Origin of the sequence: Allorhizobium borbori, assembly GCF_014196535.1 — a bacterium.
GTDB classification, from domain to species: domain Bacteria; phylum Pseudomonadota; class Alphaproteobacteria; order Rhizobiales; family Rhizobiaceae; genus Ectorhizobium; species Ectorhizobium borbori.
Window position 1 is genome coordinate 112,662 of the sequence record NZ_JACIDU010000010.1, and the last position, 19,104, is coordinate 131,765.

The window sequence follows — 19,104 nt, forward strand, 5'->3', positions numbered from 1 at the left end:
CCCATGCCGCAAGCCCTTTTGACCGGTGCCTTTCTCGCCGCGCTTTTCTATGTGCTCATTCCCGGTCCCGCCTTTCTCGCCCTGCTCGGTATCGGCGCGGGGCAGGGCCGGCGGGCCGGTGCCTTCTTCATGTCGGGCCATCTGGTCGGCGATCTCGTCTGGTCGGCGCTGGCGCTGGTGGCAATCATCGGTGCGAAGTCGCTTGGCACCACGCTGTTCGACGTGCTGGGCCTTGCCTGCGGCTTCTATCTCGCCTGGATCGGCTGGAAGGCGTTCAACGCCAAGCCGCGCGGCGACGGGCGTTCGATGCTGGAAGTCGAGCGGCCCTTCCGCCGCGGTCTCATCTTCGGGCTGACCAATCCCAAGGGCTATCCGGTGGCGCTTGCCACCTTTACCGCGTTGATGGCCGGCGCCGCCGATCAACTGGAATTCTCCGCCCTGCCGATCCTGCTGGCCGTGTCGTTTCTCGGCTTCCTGATGGCGGATATCATCCTCATCGGCGTGATCGGCGCCGGCGTCGTGCGGCGATTCTACCGGAAATACGAGGCGGTCATCGTCAAATGCTCAGGCCTGCTGTTCATGGGCTTCGCCGTGCAGGCGCTGTGGCATTCCGCCCCCGGCCTTCTCGGCTGGCGGCGTGCCTGAGTGCAGTCAGGCAAGGCAGGGTTGAGCTTATTGCGGATACTCATGCCCGCCTGACTTGTTATAGACAGGAATAATAACAGAATCAGTCAAGGGAGCCGCCCATGTCCGACATCGCAACCGTCAATCCCGCCGTCTTCGCGTGGAACGGGCTTTCCGGCCTGCCACGCTTCGATCTCGTCAAGGATACGGACTTCGCCCCGGCTTTCGAGGTGGCGCTGGCGCATCACGATGCCGAAATCGAGGCGATCGCCAACAATCCGGCGGAGCCGGATTTCGCCAACACCATCGTCGCGCTCGAAATTGCCGGCGATGACCTTTCGCGCGTCTCCGCTCTCTTCTGGAACAGGGCCGGCGCCCATTCCAATGATGCGATCCAGGCAATGGAGCGCGAAATCGCGCCGCGCATGTCGCGCCATTATTCGAAGATCAGCCAGAACGAAGCCCTGTTCAAGCGTATCGATACGCTGTGGTCGAAGCGCGAGGAACTGGGCCTGACGCTTGAGGAAACGCGCGTTCTGGAGCGTCACTGGAAAGGTTTCGTGCGTTCCGGGGCCAAGCTTCCGAAACCGGAGCAGGAGCGGCTGGCCGCCATCAACGAGCGGCTGGCAACACTTTCGGCCACCTTCGGCCAGAACGTGCTGGCGGATGAAAAGGAATGGTCTCTCATTCTTACCACGGAAGAGGAACTCGATGGCCTGCCGGATTTCCTGAAGGATGCGATGGCCGCCGCTGCCCGTGACCGGGGCGCGGAAGGCGGTTACGCCGTCACGCTCTCGCGGTCCATCGTCGATCCGTTCCTGACCTTCTCCACCCGCCGCGATCTGCGCGAACAGGCCTTCAAGGCCTGGGTGGCACGGGGTTTGAGCGGCGGCAAGACCGACAACCGCGCCATCATGCGCGAAACGCTGGCGCTGCGCGCCGAACTGGCCGGTCTGCTCGGCTACAGGAGCTTTGCCGATTTCAAGCTTGACGACACCATGGCAAAGACCCCCGGCAATGTCGATGCGCTGCTGAAGCGTGTCTGGGGCAAGGCAGTGGAGCGGGCACGCGAGGAAGAGGCGGATCTGGCCGCTCTGGCTGCGGAAGAGGGGCAGAACCACGAGATCATGCCGTGGGACTGGCGCCATTATGCCGAAAAGCTCAGGGCACAGAAGTTCAACTTCTCCGAGGCCGAGCTGAAGCCCTATCTCCAGCTCGAAAAGATCATTGCCGCCTGTTTCGACGTGGCGCAGCGCCTGTTCGGCATCACCGCCACGCAGGTTACGGCCCCCGCCTATCACCCGGATGTGCGCGTCTATGAAATGCGTGACCGTGACGGCAAGCTGTTCGCGCTCTTCCTCGGCGATTACTTTGCCCGCTCCAGCAAGCGCTCCGGGGCGTGGATGAGCTCGTTCCAGTCGCAACATCGTCTGCCGCTGAAGAATGGCGCCATCGGCGAAATGCCGATCATCTATAATGTCTGCAACTTCGCCAAGCCGGCGGCAGGCAAGCCGGCGCTGCTCTCGCTGGATGACGCCCGCACCCTGTTCCACGAGTTCGGTCACGCGCTTCATGGCATGCTGTCGAACGTCACCTATCCCTCGGTTTCGGGCACCGGCGTTTCGCGCGATTTCGTGGAGCTGCCCTCGCAGCTTTACGAACACTGGCTGACGGTGCCGCAGATTCTCAGGACCTACGCCGTCCATGTGGAAACCGGCGAACCCATTCCGCAGGCGCTGCTCGACAAGGTGCTTTCGGCCCGCACCTTCAATTCCGGCTTCTCGACGGTCGAGTTCACCGCCTCGGCGCTGGTCGACATGGCCTTCCACGAAAACGGTCCGGTGGAGGACCCGATTGCGAAACAGGAAGAGGTTCTGAAGGAAATCGGCCTGCCGAAATCCATCGTCATGCGCCACGCGGCACCGCATTTCGCCCATATCTTCAACGGCGGCTATGCATCCGGCTACTATTCCTACATGTGGTCGGAAGTGCTGGATGCCGATGCCTTCGCCGCCTTCGAGGAAACGGGCGATGCGTTCAATCCGCAGCTTGCGGCAAAGCTGCGTGAAAACATCTATTCGTCCGGCGGCTCCATCGATCCTGAAGAGGCCTACCGCGCCTTCCGGGGCAAATTGCCAAGCCCGGATGCGATGCTCGCCAAGAAAGGACTTGCGGCCTGACGGTAGCCTGGGCCACTTTCAAGTCGGAAAGAGGGGGAGTTGATCATGGCTCTGACGGTTGAGAATGCCCTGGAACGGGCCGGGACCGGCGCATTCCAGCGCCGGCTCATCGGCATTTTCGGCTTCGTCTGGGCGGCGGATGCCATGCAGGTTCTGGCGGTGGGCTTCACTGCCCCGCTGATTGCAGCGTCTTTCGGGCTGACGGTGCCCGAAGCGCTGCAGACCGGCACGCTGTTCTTTCTCGGCATGCTGGTCGGCGCCTTTGTCTTCGGGCGGCTGGCCGATCGGTTCGGGCGTCGCCGGGTTCTCATCCTCACGGTATCCTGCGATGCGATCTTCGGCCTTGCCTCCGTTTTTGCGCCGGATTTCGGCTGGCTTCTGGCGCTGCGCTTTCTGACTGGCATGGCGGTCGGCGGCACGCTGCCGGTCGATTACGCCATGATGGCGGAGTTCCTGCCGGCGAAAAACCGCGGGCGCTGGCTGGTGGCGCTGGAAGGTTTCTGGTCCATCGGAACGGTGGCTGTGGCGCTGGCTGCGTGGATGGTCAGCATTGCGGTTGTCAACGATGGCTGGCGCTTCATCTTTGCGGCAACGGCGTTGCCGGCGATCTTCGGGCTCGGCCTGCGTTTCTTCGTGCCGGAATCGCCGATGTTCCTGATGAAGACGGGGAGGGCGGAAGAGGCGCGCACTGTCATCGAGGAGATTCTGGCCGAAAACGGCCGTGATGGCCTGCGTCCCTATGAACGGCTGGTGCTCGCCCATCCTGAGCCCGCCGTCAGCATCTTCGCTCCGCCCTATCTGCGCCGCACGCTCATCATGCTTTCCGTCTGGTTTCTGGTGTCTGTTTCCTATTACGGCATATTCACCTGGCTTCCCGCGCGTCTGGCCGCGGGCGAAGGTTTCGGCTTCGTGCGCGGTTACGGCTTCCTCGTCATCGTGGCACTGGCGCAGGTGCCGGGCTATGTGCTGGCCGCCTATGGCGTGGAAAAATGGGGTCGCCGTCCAACGCTTGCCGGCTTTCTGGCCGCGAGCGCTTTCGGTTGCCTCCTTTTCACGCTGACGACCGCGACGCCCATCCTGCTTGCGCTGTCGATCCTGCTCATGAGCTTCGCGCTTCTGGGAAGCTGGGGTGCGCTTTATGCCTACACGCCCGAGCTTTATCCGACCACGGCACGCGCGACAGGCATGGGCACGGCGGGTGCAGTGGCGCGGCTTGGCGGCCTGCTCGCCCCTTCCGTCTTCGCGCTGGTGGCCGCACAGCACCTGTCGCTGGCCATTGCCCTGTTTGCCGGCTTCCTGGCCGTCAGCGCCGCCATTTCCTATTTCATCGACGTGGAGACGCGGCAGCTCGCCATTGGTTGAGCCCCGTCGTTTGACTTTTGTCCATGCCGGGCGTACCTCATATCCGTCGAGGTTCTGCGATGCCGTCAGGGATCGCAGCTAAGAGGGAATCCGGTGCGGACTTTTAAAGTCCAAGGCCGGAACTGCCCCCGCAACTGTAAGCGGCGAGCCGCCTCCACCCCCGGTGGGGTCAGGGCCACTGGAACACATGTTCCGGGAAGGCTGGAGAACGGCGACGACCCGCAAGTCAGGAGACCTGCCGCGACGAGATACGTCCACGGGCGGGGTTGTCCGGCGAAGCGTTGTGAAGGGTGGCTTTCAGGAAAAGCGCGCCCTTGCATTGCCGCATCCCGCTTTTTCGAAACGCCGAACTTCGGGGTGAAGCCATGGCTACAGCACAAATGATTGCAAGCGGCCCAAGGGCCGGGGATGCATCGTTCCCATCCGTCATCGTCTACACATTGCCGCTCTGCGCCCGCTCGATTGCCACGATGCGGGATCTCGCCCAGCACGGTGTCCCTTTCCGCGAGATCGATCTTTCGCAGGATGTGACAGCCCGCGCCCATGTCGAGGCGCTTGGCTATATGCGCGCACCGGTGGTGGTCGCCGGCAGCGAGCACTGGGCGGGATATAACCCGGAAGCGATTTCCCGCATTGCCGCGAAAAAAGCCAACCATCGTCCCCCTGCCGACTTTCGCATGGTTGACGCAGGTTTAACGCGGCGTTAACGAGGTTATTGGAACTGGTTCCGCCTTCGGGCGGATGAAAAGGGAATACGGTGAGGGAAACCAAATCCGTAACTGCCCCCGCAACTGTAGCCGTTGAGCCTCATTCCATCATGCCACTGAAGATTTCATCTTCGGGAAGGCGGAAGACAAGGCGATGACACGGAAGTCAGGAGACCTGCCGGTTCCGGTCACCCATGCCAGAATGCGGGGCGCATTCCGGCGCGGACATCCGTCGCGGTGACAATCGAAGCGTTGCTGCTGGCGGATCTGCCGGAACGGGTTACCGTATCCCGCATCCCGAAAACCTCCAGCGGCGAAGATGTCACCCGGCCATGCGCCATGCGCCTGGCCCTCCGGAGGTTCCGCATGAGGAAACTGCTTTTCACCACCAGCCTTGCCGCTATTGCCGCGTCGTCCGTTCCCGCCGCTGCGCAGGATGCGGCTTTGCAGAACGAAACCACGCTCGCGCCCATCGTCGTCGTCACGCCGCTGCGCCGTGAAAGCGCGCTGGCGGGTGCCACGGCATCGGTAACGGTTATCGACCGGGAGACGATCGATAAGGCGCCTACGAACGACGTCGCACAGCTTCTGAAGTCCTATGCGGGCGTATCCGTGAACGCCTATGGCGGTCTAGGTTCCTCGTCGGGCGTCCAGCTTCGTGGCATGTCCAGCACGCAGACGCTGATCCTGGTCAATGGCGTGCGCACGGCCTCTGCCACGCTCGGCTCCTCGAGCCTTGCCAATATTCCGCTGGAATCCATCGAACGTATCGAAATCGTCAAGGGGCCCCGTTCGGCGGCCTATGGCGCGGATGCCATCGGCGGCGTCATCAACATCATCACCAAGCAGGGCGGAGCATGTCCGCAGGGCAAAGCCATCTGCGGCAGCATCACCGCCGGCGTGTCCCATCCGTGGGGTGGATTCACCGCGGTTGATGTGCGGGGTCAGAAGGATGACGTGACCTTTGCGGTTGGCGCGAACCTTCTCGGCACGCGTGGCTATGATTTCACGCTCAATGGTCTTGAGCCCGACGATGACGGCTTCCTGCGCGGGGCAATGAACTTCGCGCTCGCGAAGAAATTTGATTGGGGCAAGATCTATGCGGACGGCCTGTTTTCGCGCGGTCGCAGCCAGTTCGATGCCTCCTGGGGTGGCAACGAGACCGATTCAACCGCCTTTTCCGGCAAGGCCGGCGTGCGCGTCGATCACGGTGACGACTGGACGACGACCGTCGAGGCTTCGCAGGGCTTCGACAAGGCTGAGAATTTCCGTGACGGGACAGCCGGAACGGAGGACTACATCACCCGCCGCACCGGCGTTCTGGCCCGCACAGAAAAGAGCCTGGAAGCCGGTGGCTTCGATCACACCTTCCTGCTCGGCAGTGAATATTACCACGAGAGCATTACGACCAATGCCGGCGCCTATGCGGAAACCTCGCGCGATCTCTCGGCCATCTTCGCGCAATACTCGCTGGAACGGGATGCCTGGCACTTCGATAGCGGCGTGCGTTATGACTACAATGAACAGTTCGGCGATGCGCTGACCTATAATCTCGGTGCGGCCTATGACGTGAACTCGGATCTGACGCTGCGCGCCTCCTGGGGTACGGGTTTCCGGGCACCGTCGTTCAACGATCTCTACTACCCCTTCTCCGGCAATCCCGATCTCGATCCCGAACGTTCGCGCACGGCGGAAGTGGGTTTCACCTGGGCTCCGGGCGTCGATACGCGGTTCGAAGCCTCGCTCTACCGGACCTGGTTGAAGGATGGCATCGCCTGGGCGCCCGATCCGGCCGATCCCTCCGGCTTCACCTGGCGTCCCTACAACATTACCGATGCGCGCGTCTCCGGCCTCGAAATTACCGGCAGCCATGCGCTCAATGATCGTCTGACGGTGAACGGCGGTATCGACTGGCGGGACCCGCGCGACGAGTCGACCGGTAAATACATCGCCCATCGCGAGCGCTTCAAGGCCAATGCCGGCTTCACCTTCGCTGCGAATGAAGCCCTCTCCTTTGGCGTGAACGCGCTTTATGGCTCCGGTGCCTATTCCGACGCGGCGAACACGACGCGGCTCGATTCCTATATTACGCTGGATGTGACGGCAGCCTACAAACTCGATGAGCAGTCGAGCTTCAAGCTGGCGGCGGAAAATCTGTTCGACAAGGAATATTCAACCCAGGCCGGTTATCGTGCGCCGGGCCGCACGGTGACGCTGAGCTTCACGCGGCAGTTCTGAGGAAACGCGATGACCAACAGGGCGAACCACAGGGGAAAGGGGGCGGCGCTGGCTGCATTCCTCGCCTGTGCCCTGTTGTCAGCCATCCCGGCGTGGGCGGACACGAAGCCTGCCCGCGTCGTTTCCATCAATCTTTGCACCGATCAGCTTGCCATGCTGATTGCCGGCAAGGGCCAGCTCCTTTCGGTGTCCGCCATCGCACGCGATCCGCAAAGCTCCGCCATGGTGAAGGAAGCCGAGGGCTTTCCCGTCAACCACGGTCAGGCGGAGGAAATCTTCCTGCAGAAGCCCGATCTCGTGCTGGCCGGCGTCTACACCACTCGCGCCACCGTCGGTCTTCTCAAGGAACTGAACATCCGCGTCGAGCAATTCGCGCCGGAAACCTCGTTCGATGACGTCAAGGCCAGCATGCGGCGTATGGGTGTTCTGCTCGGTCAGGAAATGCGGGCGGAGGAACTGGTCGGCCAGATCGATGCTGAACTCGACCGGCTGAAGCGTCTGCCGCGCTCCGGCAAGCTGGCCGCGCTTTATTATGCCAACAGCTATACCTCCGGTTCCGGAACGCTGGCGCATGCGGCGCTCGAGGCGGCCGGGCTCGAAAACCTTGCGGCCCGGCTCGGCATTCAAGGCACGGCGTCCATTCCGCTGGAAGCGCTGGTTCTTGCCATGCCGGATGTCGTCGTGGCCGGTGATCGTGATTACAAGCCGCCAGCGCTGGCGCAGGAAAATTTTGTCCACCCGGCCTTTCGGGCACTCATAGAACATAGCGGCGAGGTCGCCATGCCGGTGCGTAACACGGTCTGCGGCGGCCCGTTCACCCTTGCGGCCGTTCACATGCTGCGCGCCGCCGCGGGCCAGGAACTGGTTGCGCGATGATGGCTTCACGCGGCTACTGGTTGCTCATCGGCGGCCTCACGTTTCTGACGTTCGTGCTGTTCGTGCTGTCACTGGCGCTTGGTCCGGCGGGTATTGCCTTCGGCGAAAGCCTTTCGGCGCTTTTTTCCGGTGATGGCGGACCCATCGTCCTCATCATGCAGGAAATCCGTCTGCCGCGCGCCATTCTCGGGCTTCTGACCGGGGCGACGCTCGGTCTTTCCGGCGCGGTTCTTCAGGGCTTTTTGCGCAATCCGCTGGCAGAACCGGGGCTGGTCGGCATTTCGTCGTCTGCTTCGCTTGGCGCGGTGCTTGCCATCTATACCGGGTTTTCGGCGGCCTTTCCACTCGGTCTGCCACTGGCGGCGCTTGCCGGCGCGCTCATTGCGGTGATTGTCGTGCAGGCATTGGCCGGGTCCGGTGGCGTGCTCACGGTCATTCTGGCGGGGGTCGCGGTATCGAGCTTTGCCTCGGCCATGACGTCGCTGGCGCTTAATCTTTCGCCAAATCCCTTTGCCGCGCTTGAAATCATGTTCTGGATGCTTGGTTCGCTGGCCGATCGGTCGATGACGCATGTGTGGCTGGCCACACCCTTCATTCTTGCGGGCTGGCTGATGCTGGCAAGCCTCGGGCGGTCGCTCGATGCGCTGACGCTCGGCGCCGATGCGGCGGCCAGCATGGGAGTCGATCTCAACCGCACCCGTCGCTTTGCCATTCTCGGCACGGCGCTTTCGGTTGGCGCGGCCACGGCCGTCGCCGGCGCCATCGGTTTCGTCGGGCTTGTCATTCCCCATATCCTGCGGCCACTGACGGGTGGTCTGCAATCGCGGCTTTTGCCGGCGAGCGCGCTTGGCGGCGCCAGCATGATCCTTGCCGCGGATATTCTCGTGCGTTTCGTCGCGCCGGGCCGCGACCTGAAGCTCGGTGTGCTGACGGCGATTGTCGGGGCGCCCTTCTTCCTGTGGCTGGTGTGGAAAAGCCGGAGGGATCTCCTGTGAGCGGCCCCCTCCTCGATATTGCCGGCCTTGATGTCGATCTCGGCGGCACGTCTGTGGTGCGCGGTCTTTCGCTCAGCGTGAAGACGGGTGAATTCGTCGGCCTTATCGGCCCGAATGGTGCGGGCAAGTCCACGCTGCTGCGCGCAATCGCCGGGCTCATACCGGTGGGCGGCACGGTTTCGGTCGCCGGCGAGCGGCTGGACCGCCTCGGAACGACGGAGCGCGCCTTGCGCCTTGCCTATGTGCCACAGGAGCATGAAATCGCCTGGCCGGTGCCGGTGGAAACATTGGTGGCGCTTGGCCGCACGCCGCATCGCTCGAGCTTTACGCCGCTTTCTTCGAGGGATCGCCAGACGGTGAAGGATGCCATGGTGCGCATGGATGTGGCACGGTTTGCCAAGCGGCCGGCGACCGCCCTTTCCGGCGGCGAAAAGGCCCGTGTGCTGATTGCAAGGGCGCTGGCGCAGGATACGCCGCTCATCCTGGCTGATGAGCCCGCCGCAGGGCTTGATCCCGCCTATCAGATCGCGCTGATGCGCGTTTTCCGCGATCTTGCCGGCGAAGGGCGCGGCATTATCGCCTCCATGCATGATCTCGGCCTTTCGGCCCGCTGGTGCACACGGCTCGTGCTCCTGAACGGTGGAAAGATCGTGGCCGATGGTCCGCCGGAGGCAGTCCTGACGCCTGAGACGCTCCGCTCCATCTACGGCGTCAGCGGTTTCTTCGGCACGGCGGAGGATGGTCTCGTCGTGCAGCCGCTCGATCTCGTCGAGCGGCGCTGACGGGTGCTACGGTTTTGGCTTGAAGAGGGAAACCGCCTGCGGCAACGTGGTCTTGGCCCTGCCATGCGCCAGCGGAATGAGAAGCACGACCAGCGCCAATGCGGCCACGAAGATCGCCCCCGATTTCAGTTTCAGATGTTTCAAGCGCGGTCCTCCACGCTCCCCTCTTGCCAGCCGAAACTGACACCGGACTGAACGGGGCCTCAATCCTGGTGCGGAAAGCGGACGACGGCTTCAAACCCGTCATCGCGGCCGGAGGCCGGTGAAGCGAGCGTCAGCGTCGCATGCATCTGTTCAAGGAAACGGGTGGCGATGGACAGGCCAAGCCCGGAGCCGGTGGCAGTGGTGTGGCCGCGCTGGAAGCGGCCCGTCAACTTGGCCAGTTCATCCGGTGTATAGACCGGGCCGCCATTCACGACGCTGATGGAGCCATCGGCTTTCAGGCTAACCTCGACCGGTGCGTCGGGATCGCCATGGATCAGCGCGTTTTCGATGAGGTTGCGCAGTGCAATGGCGAAGGCATCGGCATTGTAATGGCCATGGAGTCTGGCGTTCGGAGCGCAGCGGCAGATCAGGCGGTCTTCGTCTTGTCCGGAATGGTGGAACTCGTCGATCAGGACGCGCAGGACGGGGATGAGATCCACCGGCTTTTCAGAGACGCCGACGCCCGCCTGGGCGCGGGAAAGCTGCAGCAGCTTTTCGGCGAGATGGTTAAGCTTGACCAGCGAGGTTTCAATCTGCCCGGCCCTTCGCTTGCCCGGCCCTTGTCCCAGTTCGTTGATCAGCAACTGCGTCTGCGCCAGCGCGCCGGCGATCGGGGTGCGAAGCTCGTGTGCACTGTTGGCGGTGAACTCCCGCTCCGCCTCCAGCGCATTGCGCAGCCGCTGCAGCAGAACGTTGACCGAACCGGCGATCGGCAGCAGCTCCAGCGGCAGTGCATCTGTTTTCAGAAGCTCCATGTTGCCGCTGTCCTTGGCTTCGATCTCGAGACCGAGATCATCAACCGGCGCGAGTGCGCGGCGCGTGATGACCCAGCTCAGCGCCAGTCCGAGTGGCAGCAGGGCAAATATTGGCAGGAATAGCGCCAGTCCCGTTTCGGAAAGCGCCTCGCGTCGGTTGGCGAAGGCATCCGCCACCTGCACGAAGATGGTGTTGCTGACGCCGGTCGCCGTGTAATAGCGATGCGTGTCGTCGCTCCAGAAGCCGCCCTGCAAGGGCGCGGGGAAGGGTGTCGGGGGGGCGTCGTGCGAGTGGATGAGGACTTTGCCGGTCTTGTCGCGCACCTGATAGGTCAGGTATTCGCCTTCCTCATCCGGCCGTGCGGCCTGAAGCTGCTGCGGGGCGACAATTTCCTCCTTGCGGAAGAGGTCATCCACCACCAGAGGAACGAGCCGCTCGGCGGTTTCCTGCAGGGAAGAGTCGAAGGTTTCGTCATACTCCTCTTCCATCACCGACAGGCCCATCACTGTGGCTATGAGCCAGATGAGCGTGATGCTGGTCATCAGGCCGATGAGCAGACGACGGGTCATGGAGTGGTTGTTCATGTCAGCGTCGGCGCCCGTTCATCCTCATCATCGCGCCATTGTCGCAAACGGTTCAGTCCCTGCCAAGCCGGTAACCGACGCCACGTACCGTGACGATGTTTTCCTTGCCCAACTTCTTGCGCAGGCGGCTGACATAGACCTCGACAGTGTTGCTTTCGATTTCCGATCCGAAGGCGTAGAGCGCTTCCTCGATCTGGCTCTTGGAAACGACGGCGCCGGGGCGGGCCAGCAGCATGTCGAGCACGGCCCACTCGCGGCCGGAAAGGGTCAGCGGCGCGCCGTCGAGCGTCACGAACCGGTCGGCTGCGTTGATGTCCAGTTGGCCGACGCGGACATTGGCGGTGGCGCGGCCATTGGTGCGGCGGGCAACCGCCTGCATGCGGGCGGAAAGCTCGTCGAGATTGAAGGGCTTGACGAGATAGTCGTCCGCGCCGAAGTTCAGGCCCTCGATGCGGTCGGAAATCTGGTCGTGCGCTGTCAGGATGATCACGGGTGTCGTGCCGCCCTCGTTGCGGTAGGTGCGCAGAAGGTCGATGCCGCGGCCGTCGGGCAGGCGCAGATCGAGAAGAATCATGCCGTAGCTCGTGGTGTCGAGTGCGGCGTGCGCATCGGTAATGTTCGTCATCCAGTCCACCGCGTGGCTCTGCAGGGTCACATGGTCACGCACGGCTTCGCCCAGAATGACGTCGTCTTCCACAAGAAGAATTCTCAAGCAACCTCCCAGCGTATCCTTGTCGCCTTGCCGCTTTCGGGACCGGCGCAGAATACTTATCTCATTTTTCTTCTTAAATGACTGACAAAACTGTCAGGAACCTGAACGTCTTCGCCGCATCATTTTTCCAGCGTTCAGTCGTATGTCAGTGAGCCGGTGCAAAAACGGCCATCGTTATTTCATTCAAAGGAGAAATCGAATGAAACTCGTTCTCAGCGCCGTCCTTCTGTCCGTTGTCGCCTCGGGGGCGGCTCTTGCTGCCGACAAGTGCAAGGTCCCGGTCGGCGAGTGGCAGCCGCGTGAAAAGCTTCAGGGTCAGCTCGAGCAGAAGGGCTGGAAAGTCCGCTCGATCAAGACGGAAGACGGCTGCTACGAAGCCTATGCCATTGATGCCGCCGGCAAGAAGGTTGAAGCCTACTTCAACCCCAAGACGCTCGAAGCCGTCGACAAGAAGAGCAACGATTGATGAGCGAACCGACCGTTCGCATCTGGGAGCCCTATGTCAGGGTCTTCCATTGGGGCCTCGTCGCCAGCATGGCGACGGCCTGGGCGACGGGCGATGAGATTCAGAGCGTTCATGAGTTCGCCGGCTACACCGCCGGCGCGCTCGTTGCCTCCCGTCTCGTCATGGGCTTCGTCGGCGGGCGCTATACCCGCTTCACCCAGTTCGTGAAGGGGCCGCGCACCGTGCTTTCCTATGCCTCGTCCCTGAGACGCGGCGAGGAACGACGTTATCTCGGCCACAATCCCCTTGGCGGCGCCATGGTGGTGTGCCTGCTGGGCCTCGTGTCCGGCATCGCCTTCACCGGCTGGCTCCAGACCACCGATGCCTATTGGGGCATCGAATGGGTCGAGGAATTGCACGGCTTGCTGGTCGATATCGTTATTGGCTGCCTTGTCCTGCATGTTGGCGGTGTGATCATGGAAAGCCGTCGTCACAAGGAAAACCTGGCCGTGGCCATGGTGACCGGTAACAAACGCGCACCTGAAGCGGGCGACATCGCCTGAACCTGCATCTGCCGTCCAGCCATTGAAAGAGGCCGCCCTGATCTTCAGGGCGGCCTCTTTCGTTTGGCCATGCAGGCGCTGGTGGTTGCATCCGGTGCCCCACAAACGAAATCCGGCCCGGTGTCGGGCCGGGCCGGATCTTCCATCAACGGTCGAGACAGCGTTTGGAGGCCGCTTTGAAAGTCTCCCGCCCGTGGTCAGGACTTCACATCGCTGCGGCAGGCCGCAAGGACGTCGAGATCGTGTTTGTATTCCTTGGTCTGAACGTACATCAGGCCGAGAACCGTGCTGTAGAGGTTGTCGTGGGAAACGTCCTCCGCGGTCTTGGCGGTCAGGCAGCCGGCATCCACGGTCTTCTTGGTGTCCTGACCAAGCCACAGAACGAAGGGGATGTGGGTCTGCTGCGAGGGGGCGACGAAGTAGGGCGCGCCATGGAGATAGAGACCCTTTTCACCGAGCGATTCGCCGTGGTCGGACATGTAGATCATGGAGCCGGCCAGATTGGCTTCATGCGCCTTCAGCTTGCCGATGATCGCCGCCAGGAAATGATCGGTTTCGAGGATCGTATTGTCATAGGCGTTGACGATCTCCTCGCGCGAGCAGTTGCCGAGTTCATCGGTACGGCAGTCGGGCGTGAAATGGCGGCGTTCCTCGGCATAGCGCTGGTAGTAAGCGGGGCCGTGGCTGCCAAGCTGGTGAACAACCAGTACGGCATCGCCCTTCACGCTCTCCAGCCAGCTATCGAGATTGGCGAGGATAACCTCGTCGCGGCATTCACGGTTCACGCAGAAGCGCGGGTCGTTCTCGTTGGAAAAGGAGCGGGAAGTGATGCGGTCGGCCACACCCTTGGACCCGGTATTATTTTCCCACCATTCGGTGCGGATGCCGGCATGGGTGAGAATATCGACAAGGTTCTCCGTGCTCACGCCCTTTTCGAACGTATAGTCCTTGCGGCCGAATACCGAGAACATGCAGGGAATGGATACGGCGGTGGCGGTGCCGCAGCTTGTCGTTTTCGGAAAATAGGTGATGTCGAGCTTCGACAGTTCCGGGTTGGTATCGCGGCTGTAGCCGCCGAGTGCAAAGCTTTCGGCGCGGGCGGTCTCGCCGGCCACCACGACCAGCACGCGCGGCCGGCCACTGGCCGAAACGGGAGCATCGACTTGTGCATCGAGTCCGCGCTTTTCGACAACGACATTCGCAACCTTGGCCGTGCCGATGAAATAGCGTGCCACCTGCACGATGGGCGTAAAGGGGTTCAGCGTTGCCAGAAGATCGCGATGGGCGCGGCTGGTGGAGGACAGCGTGCGCGCTTCGGTAAGCCCGGCTGCGGCGGTGACGGCCAGCATCAGGGCAATCAGACCGAGATTGGTCTTCAGCTTGCGGCCGAACGTCTTGTGTTCGATCCGGACCCACAGCAGCAGGCCGACGGGGATAACACCGAACAGAACCATGTGCTTGATGAAGCCGAAGGTGATGAGGTGCCCTGCTTCGGCGGGTGTCGTGGTCACGGCATTGCGCACCATTTCCCTGTCGATGATCGTGCCGAAGCCGTCCATGAACCAGGAGGCCGAGGCCGCGGCGATGACCATGAAGATGAGGATCGGCTTGGTGATGTATTTGAACGAAAGGGCGATCAGGATAGCCGAGGCCAGCGCAATCAGACCGATGGCCAGCAGCACGACGGTGCGCGTATCATCGAAATAGGTCAGCGCCTTGGTCCAGAAGGTCCGGTTGGTGATGAGCAGAAGATAGGCGGCCGTCAATATGCTGACGGTCGCGCTGCCGAGCGCCGGGCGCTGGCTGCCGCGATTGCCGTCGGTGCGGGTCCTGTTCGTCATTGCGTGTCGCTTCCTTCCGCGAAATCAAACGGAAAGTTGCGAATGGACCTGTTTCCTGACGGGAACCTGAACGTTCGTCAGCTTTGCTTGGCGGCAGCTCTCAGTGCCGTGGAACTCAGCGTCGAGCGGGGGCCGTGGATGAAGCTCCAGGCGGGCGCGCGGTGTTTCCACAACACGCCGGCATCCTCCTCGTCGATGCGGGCATAATCATAGGTGCGCGCCATTTTCGAGGAGAGATAGGAAAGGGTGGAGCCGGGTCTGTCGATGACGGCAATCGGGAAGGTTTCCACGATTTTCCGCCAGTTCTGCCAGCGATCGAAGCTCTTGAGATTGTCCGCGCCCATGATCCAGATGAAGCGCACATGCGGATTGCGCGCCTTCACGAAGGCAAGCGTGCGTGCCGTGTAGCTGGTGCCGAGGCTTTTTTCGAAGGCCGTCACCTTTACGGCGGGGTCGTGGACCAGCTTTTCCGAGAGCGCCAGCCGTTCGCACAAGGGCGCCAGATTACCGCGGCTTTTAAGCGGGTTGCCCGGCGTCACCATCCACCAGAGCTGGTCGAGGTTCAGCCGGCGCAGGGCAATTTCCGCCACCAGTGCATGACCGGCATGAGGGGGATTGAAGGAGCCGCCGAACAGGCCGATTATCATGCCGCGCGTGCTCTGCGGCATGATCAGGTGTCGGCGCTCGATCTTCTCCTCAACGGCTGCCGTCATGTCAGGGGCGAACCTGCCCGGTGCCGTGAACCCGGTAGTTGAAGGAGGTGAGCTGTTCGACACCCACCGGCCCGCGCGCATGCATCTTGCCGGTGGCGATGCCGATTTCCGCGCCCATGCCGAATTCTCCGCCATCCGCGAACTGGGTGGAGGCATTGTGCAGCAGGATGGCGGAATCGATCTCGTTGAAGAACCGCTCCACCACCTGCGGGTCTTCGGCGATGACCGCTTCGGTATGATGCGACGAATAGCGGGCAATGTGATCGATGGCGCCGGAAATGCCGTCGACGATAGCGACCGAAATGATCGCATCGAGATATTCCGTGTGCCAGTCCTCTTCCGTTGCCGGCTTGAAGCCGGGATGCACCTTGAGAACGGCGGCCGAGGCGCGGATTTCGCAGCCAGCCTCCGTCAGCGCTTCCAGCAGCGGCATCAGATGCGTGCCGATGGCCGCGCTGTCGATCAGCAGGGTTTCGGCCGAGCCGCATACGCCGGTGCGGCGCATCTTGGCGTTGACGACGATCTTCTTCGCCATCTCCAGATCGGCGGAGGCATCGACATAGACATGGCACAGACCCTCGAGATGCGCGAAGACCGGCACACGCGCTTCCGACTGAACGCGTCCGACAAGGCTTTTGCCGCCGCGCGGCACGATAACGTCGATATTGCCGTCGAGCCCGGTCAGCATGGCGCCCACGGCGGCACGATCGGACACGGGCACGAGCTGGATTGCATCCTCGGGCAGGCCGGCAGCCCTCAGGCCCGCAACCAGGCAGGCATGGATGGCACGGGAGGAATGGAGCGAGTCCGAGCCGCCCCGCAGGATCACGGCATTGCCGGCCTTCAGGCAGAGCGCGCCGGCATCCGCCGTCACGTTCGGGCGGCTTTCATAGATCACCCCGATGACGCCGAGCGGCGTGCGCACGCGCTCGATCTTCAACCCGTTCGGGCGCTCCCAGGCGGCGATGGTTTCGCCCACCGGGTCCTTCAGCGCCGCAATGGCGCGGATGCCTTCGGAAATCCCGGCGAGACGGGTCTCGTTCAGCAGCAGGCGGTCAAGGAACGAGCCGGAAATGCCATTGGCCTCGGCGCGCTGCATGTCGAGCGTGTTGGCGGCGAGAATGTCGGTCCTGGCGGCATCGATGGCATCGGCCATGGCGAGCAGCGCATTATTCTTGGCGGCGGTGTCGGCGAAGGCGAGCGGACGGGCGGCGGCACGGGCGCGGCGGCCGATATCCAGCATCAGGGCTCCAATGTCGATCATGGTGTCAGCCATTGGCCTTTTTCCTTCCCTTCTTCGTTTCGCGGTTCTGGCCGCCCGCATGGGTCATGACCAGATCGTCGCGATGCACCATGGCGGCGCGCCCGGCATAGCCGAGGATCTTTTCGATTTCGCCGGATTTGCGCCCGGCAATCAGGCGCGCATCGGCATCGTCGTAACCGGCAAGGCCGCGACCGATCTCGTGGCCTTCGGGGCTCATGATCGCGACCGTGTCGCCGCGGCTGAAGTGGCCCTCGATGGCCTTCACACCAGCGGGCAGCAGGCTCTTGCCGGAATAGAGCGCGTCTTCGGCCCCTTCGTCCACCAGCAGCTCACCGGCGGGGTGAAGTTGCCCGGCAATCCAGGTCTTGCGGGCATTGACGGGGTTGCGCGCGGCTTCGAATTTCGAGAAGCGGGCGCCGTTCTCGATGGATTTCAGCGGGTTCAGCACCTTGCCGGAGGCAATCAGCATGGCGCAGCCGGCGGCCGTGGCAATCTTGCCCGCCTCCACCTTGGTGCGCATGCCGCCGCGCGAAAGCTCGGAAGCCGCGCCCCCCGCCATCGCCTCGATCTCGGGTGTGATTTCGGGAATGATCGGCAGGAACAGCGCTTCCGGATCGAGATGCGGCGGGGCCGTATAGAGCCCGTCGATATCCGAAAGCAGCACCAGAAGGTCGGCGCCGATCATGGTGGCGACGCGCGCCGCCAGACGGTCGTTGTCGCCATAGCGGATTTCGTTGGTCGCAACCGTGTCGTTCTCGTTGATGATCGGCACGGCCTTCAGCTTCAGAAGCTGGGTCAGCGTGGCGCGCGCATTGAGATAGCGGCGGCGCTCTTCGGTGTCGCCGAAGGTCAGCAGGATCTGGCCGGCGACGATGTCGTCGCGGTGCAGGCTTTCCGACCATGCCCGCGCCAGCTCGATCTGGCCGACAGCCGCAGACGCCTGGCTTTCTTCCAGCTTCAGCGCGCCGGACGGCAGTTTCAGCACCGAGCGGCCGAGTGCAATGGCGCCCGAAGACACCACCAGCACGTCGATGCCACGCGCGCGCAACGCCGCGATGTCGGCGCAGACCGAATCCAGCCATTCCGTGCGCAGGCCGCTCTTGCGGTCCACCAGAAGCGCCGAGCCGATCTTGATGACCACGCGGCGCACATTTTCAAAAGGTTTCAGAACTTCATTTGTCTTCGTCATCGCCATCATTCCCATCGTCGTCAAAGTCCTCGGCGCCGGCTGGCGGCGGTGGCTCCTTCAACGGTGGGGTGGCTTCGGTAATGATGTCGCGCAGCGCGCGCAGCACGTCCTGCATGCCGAGATGGGTCGCCGCGGAAATCAGGAAGATCGGCTTGCCGCAGGCCTTTTCCAGTTCCCTGGCCTTCTTCTTGAGTTCCTTCTCGTCCAGCACGTCGATCTGTGACAGTGCCACGATCTCGGGCTTTTCGGTCAGAACCTCGCCATAGGCTTCCAGTTCGTGTCTCACGGTCTTGTAGGCCTTGCCGACCTTTTCTTCCTGCGCGGAAACAAGATGCAGCAGCACACGGGTGCGCTCCACATGACCGAGGAAACGGTCACCGAGGCCGACACCCTCATGCGCGCCTTCGATGAGGCCGGGAATATCGGCCAGAACGAATTCGCGGCCATCGACGGTGGCGACACCGAGGTTCGGATGCAGCGTCGTGAACGGATAGTTGGCGATCTTCGGACGCGCGCGGGTGCAGGTGGCAAGGAAGGTGGACTTGCCGGCATTGGGCAGGCCGACGAGGCCGGCATCGGCAATCAGCTTCAGCCGTAGCCAGATGGTCTTTTCCTCGCCTTCAAGGCCGGGATTGGCCCAGTCGGGCGCCTGGTTGGTCGAGCTTTTGAAATAGGCATTGCCGAAGCCGCCATTGCCGCCCTTGGCCAGCCGAAACTTCTGGCCCTCGACCGTCAGGTCGCAGATCAGCGTTTCATTGTCTTCCTCGAAGATCTGCGTACCGACCGGCACTTTCAGCGTCACGCTGGCGCCATTGCTGCCGGTGCGGTTGCGGCCCATGCCGTGCGTGCCTGTCTGGCCCTTGAAGTGCTGCTGGTAGCGGAAGTCGATGAGGGTGTTGAGACCGTTCACGGCCTCCACCCACACGTCGCCGCCGCGTCCGCCATCGCCGCCATCCGGCCCGCCGAACTCGATGAACTTCTCACGCCGGAAGGACACGGCTCCAGCGCCGCCATCCCCGGACCGGATGTAAACCTTGGCTTCATCGAGAAATTTCATGTCAAAGTCGCT

The 19,104-nt window shown here is 62.7% G+C and carries 18 protein-coding genes and 2 riboswitches; of the genes, 10 read left to right on the plus strand and 8 right to left on the minus strand.

From position 1 onward, the window contains the following. The first annotated feature begins 3 nt into the window (after positions 1-3). The 8 genes from GGQ66_RS13475 (at position 4) to GGQ66_RS13510 (ending at position 9,764) form a co-directional block, all read left to right on the plus strand. Positions 4-645 (plus strand): LysE family translocator, encoded by a 642-nt coding sequence (locus tag GGQ66_RS13475; protein WP_183793241.1) that lies wholly within the window; start codon positions 4-6, stop codon positions 643-645. A gap of 101 nt (positions 646-746) precedes the next feature. Beyond that, positions 747-2,804, plus strand: a complete 2,058-nt coding sequence (locus GGQ66_RS13480) for a M3 family metallopeptidase (protein WP_183793242.1) — start codon at positions 747-749, stop codon at positions 2,802-2,804. Between the two features lie 45 nt (positions 2,805-2,849). Continuing rightward, on the plus strand, positions 2,850-4,166 hold the full coding sequence (locus GGQ66_RS13485; RefSeq protein ID WP_210287258.1) for an MFS transporter: 1,317 nt from the start codon (positions 2,850-2,852) through the stop codon (positions 4,164-4,166). 32 nt (positions 4,167-4,198) lie between these two features. Further along, positions 4,199-4,424, plus strand: a riboswitch (cobalamin riboswitch). Positions 4,425-4,531: 107 nt separating this feature from the next. Beyond that, positions 4,532-4,873, plus strand: a complete 342-nt coding sequence (locus GGQ66_RS13490) for a glutaredoxin family protein (RefSeq protein WP_237358913.1) — start codon at positions 4,532-4,534, stop codon at positions 4,871-4,873. Beyond that, a riboswitch (cobalamin riboswitch) is annotated at positions 4,872-5,070 on the plus strand. It overlaps the preceding gene by 2 nt. Positions 5,071-5,239: 169 nt before the next feature. Next, positions 5,240-7,111, plus strand: a complete 1,872-nt coding sequence (locus GGQ66_RS13495; RefSeq protein ID WP_183793243.1) for a TonB-dependent receptor plug domain-containing protein — start codon at positions 5,240-5,242, stop codon at positions 7,109-7,111. A gap of 9 nt (positions 7,112-7,120) precedes the next feature. Beyond that, positions 7,121-7,987: an ABC transporter substrate-binding protein gene (locus GGQ66_RS13500; RefSeq protein WP_183793244.1), complete on the plus strand. Its 867-nt coding sequence runs from the start codon at positions 7,121-7,123 to the stop codon at positions 7,985-7,987. Further along, on the plus strand, positions 7,984-8,982 hold the full coding sequence (locus GGQ66_RS13505) for a FecCD family ABC transporter permease (protein ID WP_183793245.1): 999 nt from the start codon (positions 7,984-7,986) through the stop codon (positions 8,980-8,982). Before GGQ66_RS13500 ends, GGQ66_RS13505 begins: the two co-directional genes overlap by 4 nt. Further along, positions 8,979-9,764, plus strand: coding sequence for an ABC transporter ATP-binding protein (locus tag GGQ66_RS13510; protein ID WP_183793246.1), 786 nt, complete (start codon positions 8,979-8,981; stop codon positions 9,762-9,764). Before GGQ66_RS13505 ends, GGQ66_RS13510 begins: the two co-directional genes overlap by 4 nt. Positions 9,765-9,770: 6 nt before the next feature. On the opposite strand, the gene GGQ66_RS13515 is transcribed toward GGQ66_RS13510, so the two are convergent. From GGQ66_RS13515 to GGQ66_RS13525, 3 genes are read right to left on the minus strand one after another with little or no spacing between them, the layout of a single operon-like run. Further along, entirely contained in the window at positions 9,771-9,908 is a 138-nt protein-coding gene (locus tag GGQ66_RS13515; protein WP_183793247.1) for a hypothetical protein, read from the minus strand. Positions 9,909-9,967: 59 nt separating this feature from the next. Beyond that, positions 9,968-11,308, minus strand: coding sequence for a sensor histidine kinase (locus GGQ66_RS13520; RefSeq protein ID WP_183793248.1), 1,341 nt, complete (start codon positions 11,306-11,308; stop codon positions 9,968-9,970). 52 nt (positions 11,309-11,360) lie between these two features. Continuing rightward, positions 11,361-12,020 (minus strand): response regulator, encoded by a 660-nt coding sequence (locus GGQ66_RS13525; protein ID WP_183793249.1) that lies wholly within the window; start codon positions 12,018-12,020, stop codon positions 11,361-11,363. Positions 12,021-12,219: 199 nt separating this feature from the next. Here GGQ66_RS13525 and GGQ66_RS13530 point away from each other — a divergent pair, with 199 nt between their 5' ends. Together GGQ66_RS13530 and GGQ66_RS13535 are read left to right on the plus strand one after the other, a co-directional pair. After that, a complete protein-coding gene (locus GGQ66_RS13530; protein ID WP_183793250.1) occupies positions 12,220-12,486 on the plus strand; it encodes a PepSY domain-containing protein in 267 nt (88 codons plus the stop codon). Next, complete coding sequence (locus tag GGQ66_RS13535; RefSeq protein ID WP_183793251.1) at positions 12,486-13,028, plus strand: cytochrome b/b6 domain-containing protein; 543 nt, start codon at positions 12,486-12,488, stop codon at positions 13,026-13,028. The genes GGQ66_RS13530 and GGQ66_RS13535 overlap by 1 nt, the downstream gene beginning before the upstream one ends. Positions 13,029-13,225: 197 nt before the next feature. Here GGQ66_RS13535 and GGQ66_RS13540 read toward each other — a convergent pair whose 3' ends face one another. From GGQ66_RS13540 to obgE, 5 genes are all read right to left on the minus strand, one after another. Further along, positions 13,226-14,869 carry a phosphoethanolamine transferase gene (locus tag GGQ66_RS13540; protein WP_183793252.1) on the minus strand — a complete coding sequence of 548 codons (1,644 nt, stop codon included), beginning with the start codon at positions 14,867-14,869 and terminating at the stop codon, positions 13,226-13,228. Between the two features lie 77 nt (positions 14,870-14,946). Further along, positions 14,947-15,582, minus strand: coding sequence for a nicotinate-nucleotide adenylyltransferase (locus GGQ66_RS13545; RefSeq protein ID WP_183793253.1), 636 nt, complete (start codon positions 15,580-15,582; stop codon positions 14,947-14,949). Position 15,583: 1 nt separating this feature from the next. Then, positions 15,584-16,858: a glutamate-5-semialdehyde dehydrogenase gene (locus GGQ66_RS13550; protein ID WP_183793254.1), complete on the minus strand. Its 1,275-nt coding sequence runs from the start codon at positions 16,856-16,858 to the stop codon at positions 15,584-15,586. Further along, positions 16,851-18,044 (minus strand): glutamate 5-kinase, encoded by a 1,194-nt coding sequence (gene proB / locus GGQ66_RS13555; protein WP_183793255.1) that lies wholly within the window; start codon positions 18,042-18,044, stop codon positions 16,851-16,853. The genes GGQ66_RS13550 and proB overlap by 8 nt, the downstream gene beginning before the upstream one ends. Further along, positions 18,019-19,092 (minus strand): GTPase ObgE, encoded by a 1,074-nt coding sequence (gene obgE, locus GGQ66_RS13560; RefSeq protein ID WP_183793256.1) that lies wholly within the window; start codon positions 19,090-19,092, stop codon positions 18,019-18,021. The genes proB and obgE overlap by 26 nt, the downstream gene beginning before the upstream one ends. Positions 19,093-19,104 lie beyond the last annotated feature (12 nt).

What these genes read in the sequence shown, in the direction of transcription:
- GGQ66_RS13475 (WP_183793241.1), top strand. Translation starts at nt 4, where the DNA reads ATGCCGCAAGCCCTTTTGACCGGTGCCTTTCTCGCCGCGCTTTTCTAT.
- GGQ66_RS13480 (WP_183793242.1), top strand. Translation starts at nt 747, where the DNA reads ATGTCCGACATCGCAACCGTCAATCCCGCCGTCTTCGCGTGGAACGGG.
- GGQ66_RS13485 (WP_210287258.1), top strand. Translation starts at nt 2,850, where the DNA reads ATGGCTCTGACGGTTGAGAATGCCCTGGAACGGGCCGGGACCGGCGCA.
- GGQ66_RS13490 (WP_237358913.1), top strand. Translation starts at nt 4,532, where the DNA reads ATGGCTACAGCACAAATGATTGCAAGCGGCCCAAGGGCCGGGGATGCA.
- GGQ66_RS13495 (WP_183793243.1), top strand. Translation starts at nt 5,240, where the DNA reads ATGAGGAAACTGCTTTTCACCACCAGCCTTGCCGCTATTGCCGCGTCG.
- GGQ66_RS13500 (WP_183793244.1), top strand. Translation starts at nt 7,121, where the DNA reads ATGACCAACAGGGCGAACCACAGGGGAAAGGGGGCGGCGCTGGCTGCA.
- GGQ66_RS13505 (WP_183793245.1), top strand. Translation starts at nt 7,984, where the DNA reads ATGATGGCTTCACGCGGCTACTGGTTGCTCATCGGCGGCCTCACGTTT.
- GGQ66_RS13520 (WP_183793248.1), bottom strand. Translation starts at nt 11,308, where the DNA reads ATGAACAACCACTCCATGACCCGTCGTCTGCTCATCGGCCTGATGACC.
- GGQ66_RS13530 (WP_183793250.1), top strand. Translation starts at nt 12,220, where the DNA reads ATGAAACTCGTTCTCAGCGCCGTCCTTCTGTCCGTTGTCGCCTCGGGG.
- GGQ66_RS13535 (WP_183793251.1), top strand. Translation starts at nt 12,486, where the DNA reads ATGAGCGAACCGACCGTTCGCATCTGGGAGCCCTATGTCAGGGTCTTC.
- GGQ66_RS13540 (WP_183793252.1), bottom strand. Translation starts at nt 14,869, where the DNA reads ATGACGAACAGGACCCGCACCGACGGCAATCGCGGCAGCCAGCGCCCG.
- GGQ66_RS13545 (WP_183793253.1), bottom strand. Translation starts at nt 15,582, where the DNA reads ATGACGGCAGCCGTTGAGGAGAAGATCGAGCGCCGACACCTGATCATG.
- GGQ66_RS13550 (WP_183793254.1), bottom strand. Translation starts at nt 16,858, where the DNA reads ATGGCTGACACCATGATCGACATTGGAGCCCTGATGCTGGATATCGGC.
- proB (WP_183793255.1), bottom strand. Translation starts at nt 18,044, where the DNA reads ATGATGGCGATGACGAAGACAAATGAAGTTCTGAAACCTTTTGAAAAT.
- obgE (WP_183793256.1), bottom strand. Translation starts at nt 19,092, where the DNA reads ATGAAATTTCTCGATGAAGCCAAGGTTTACATCCGGTCCGGGGATGGC.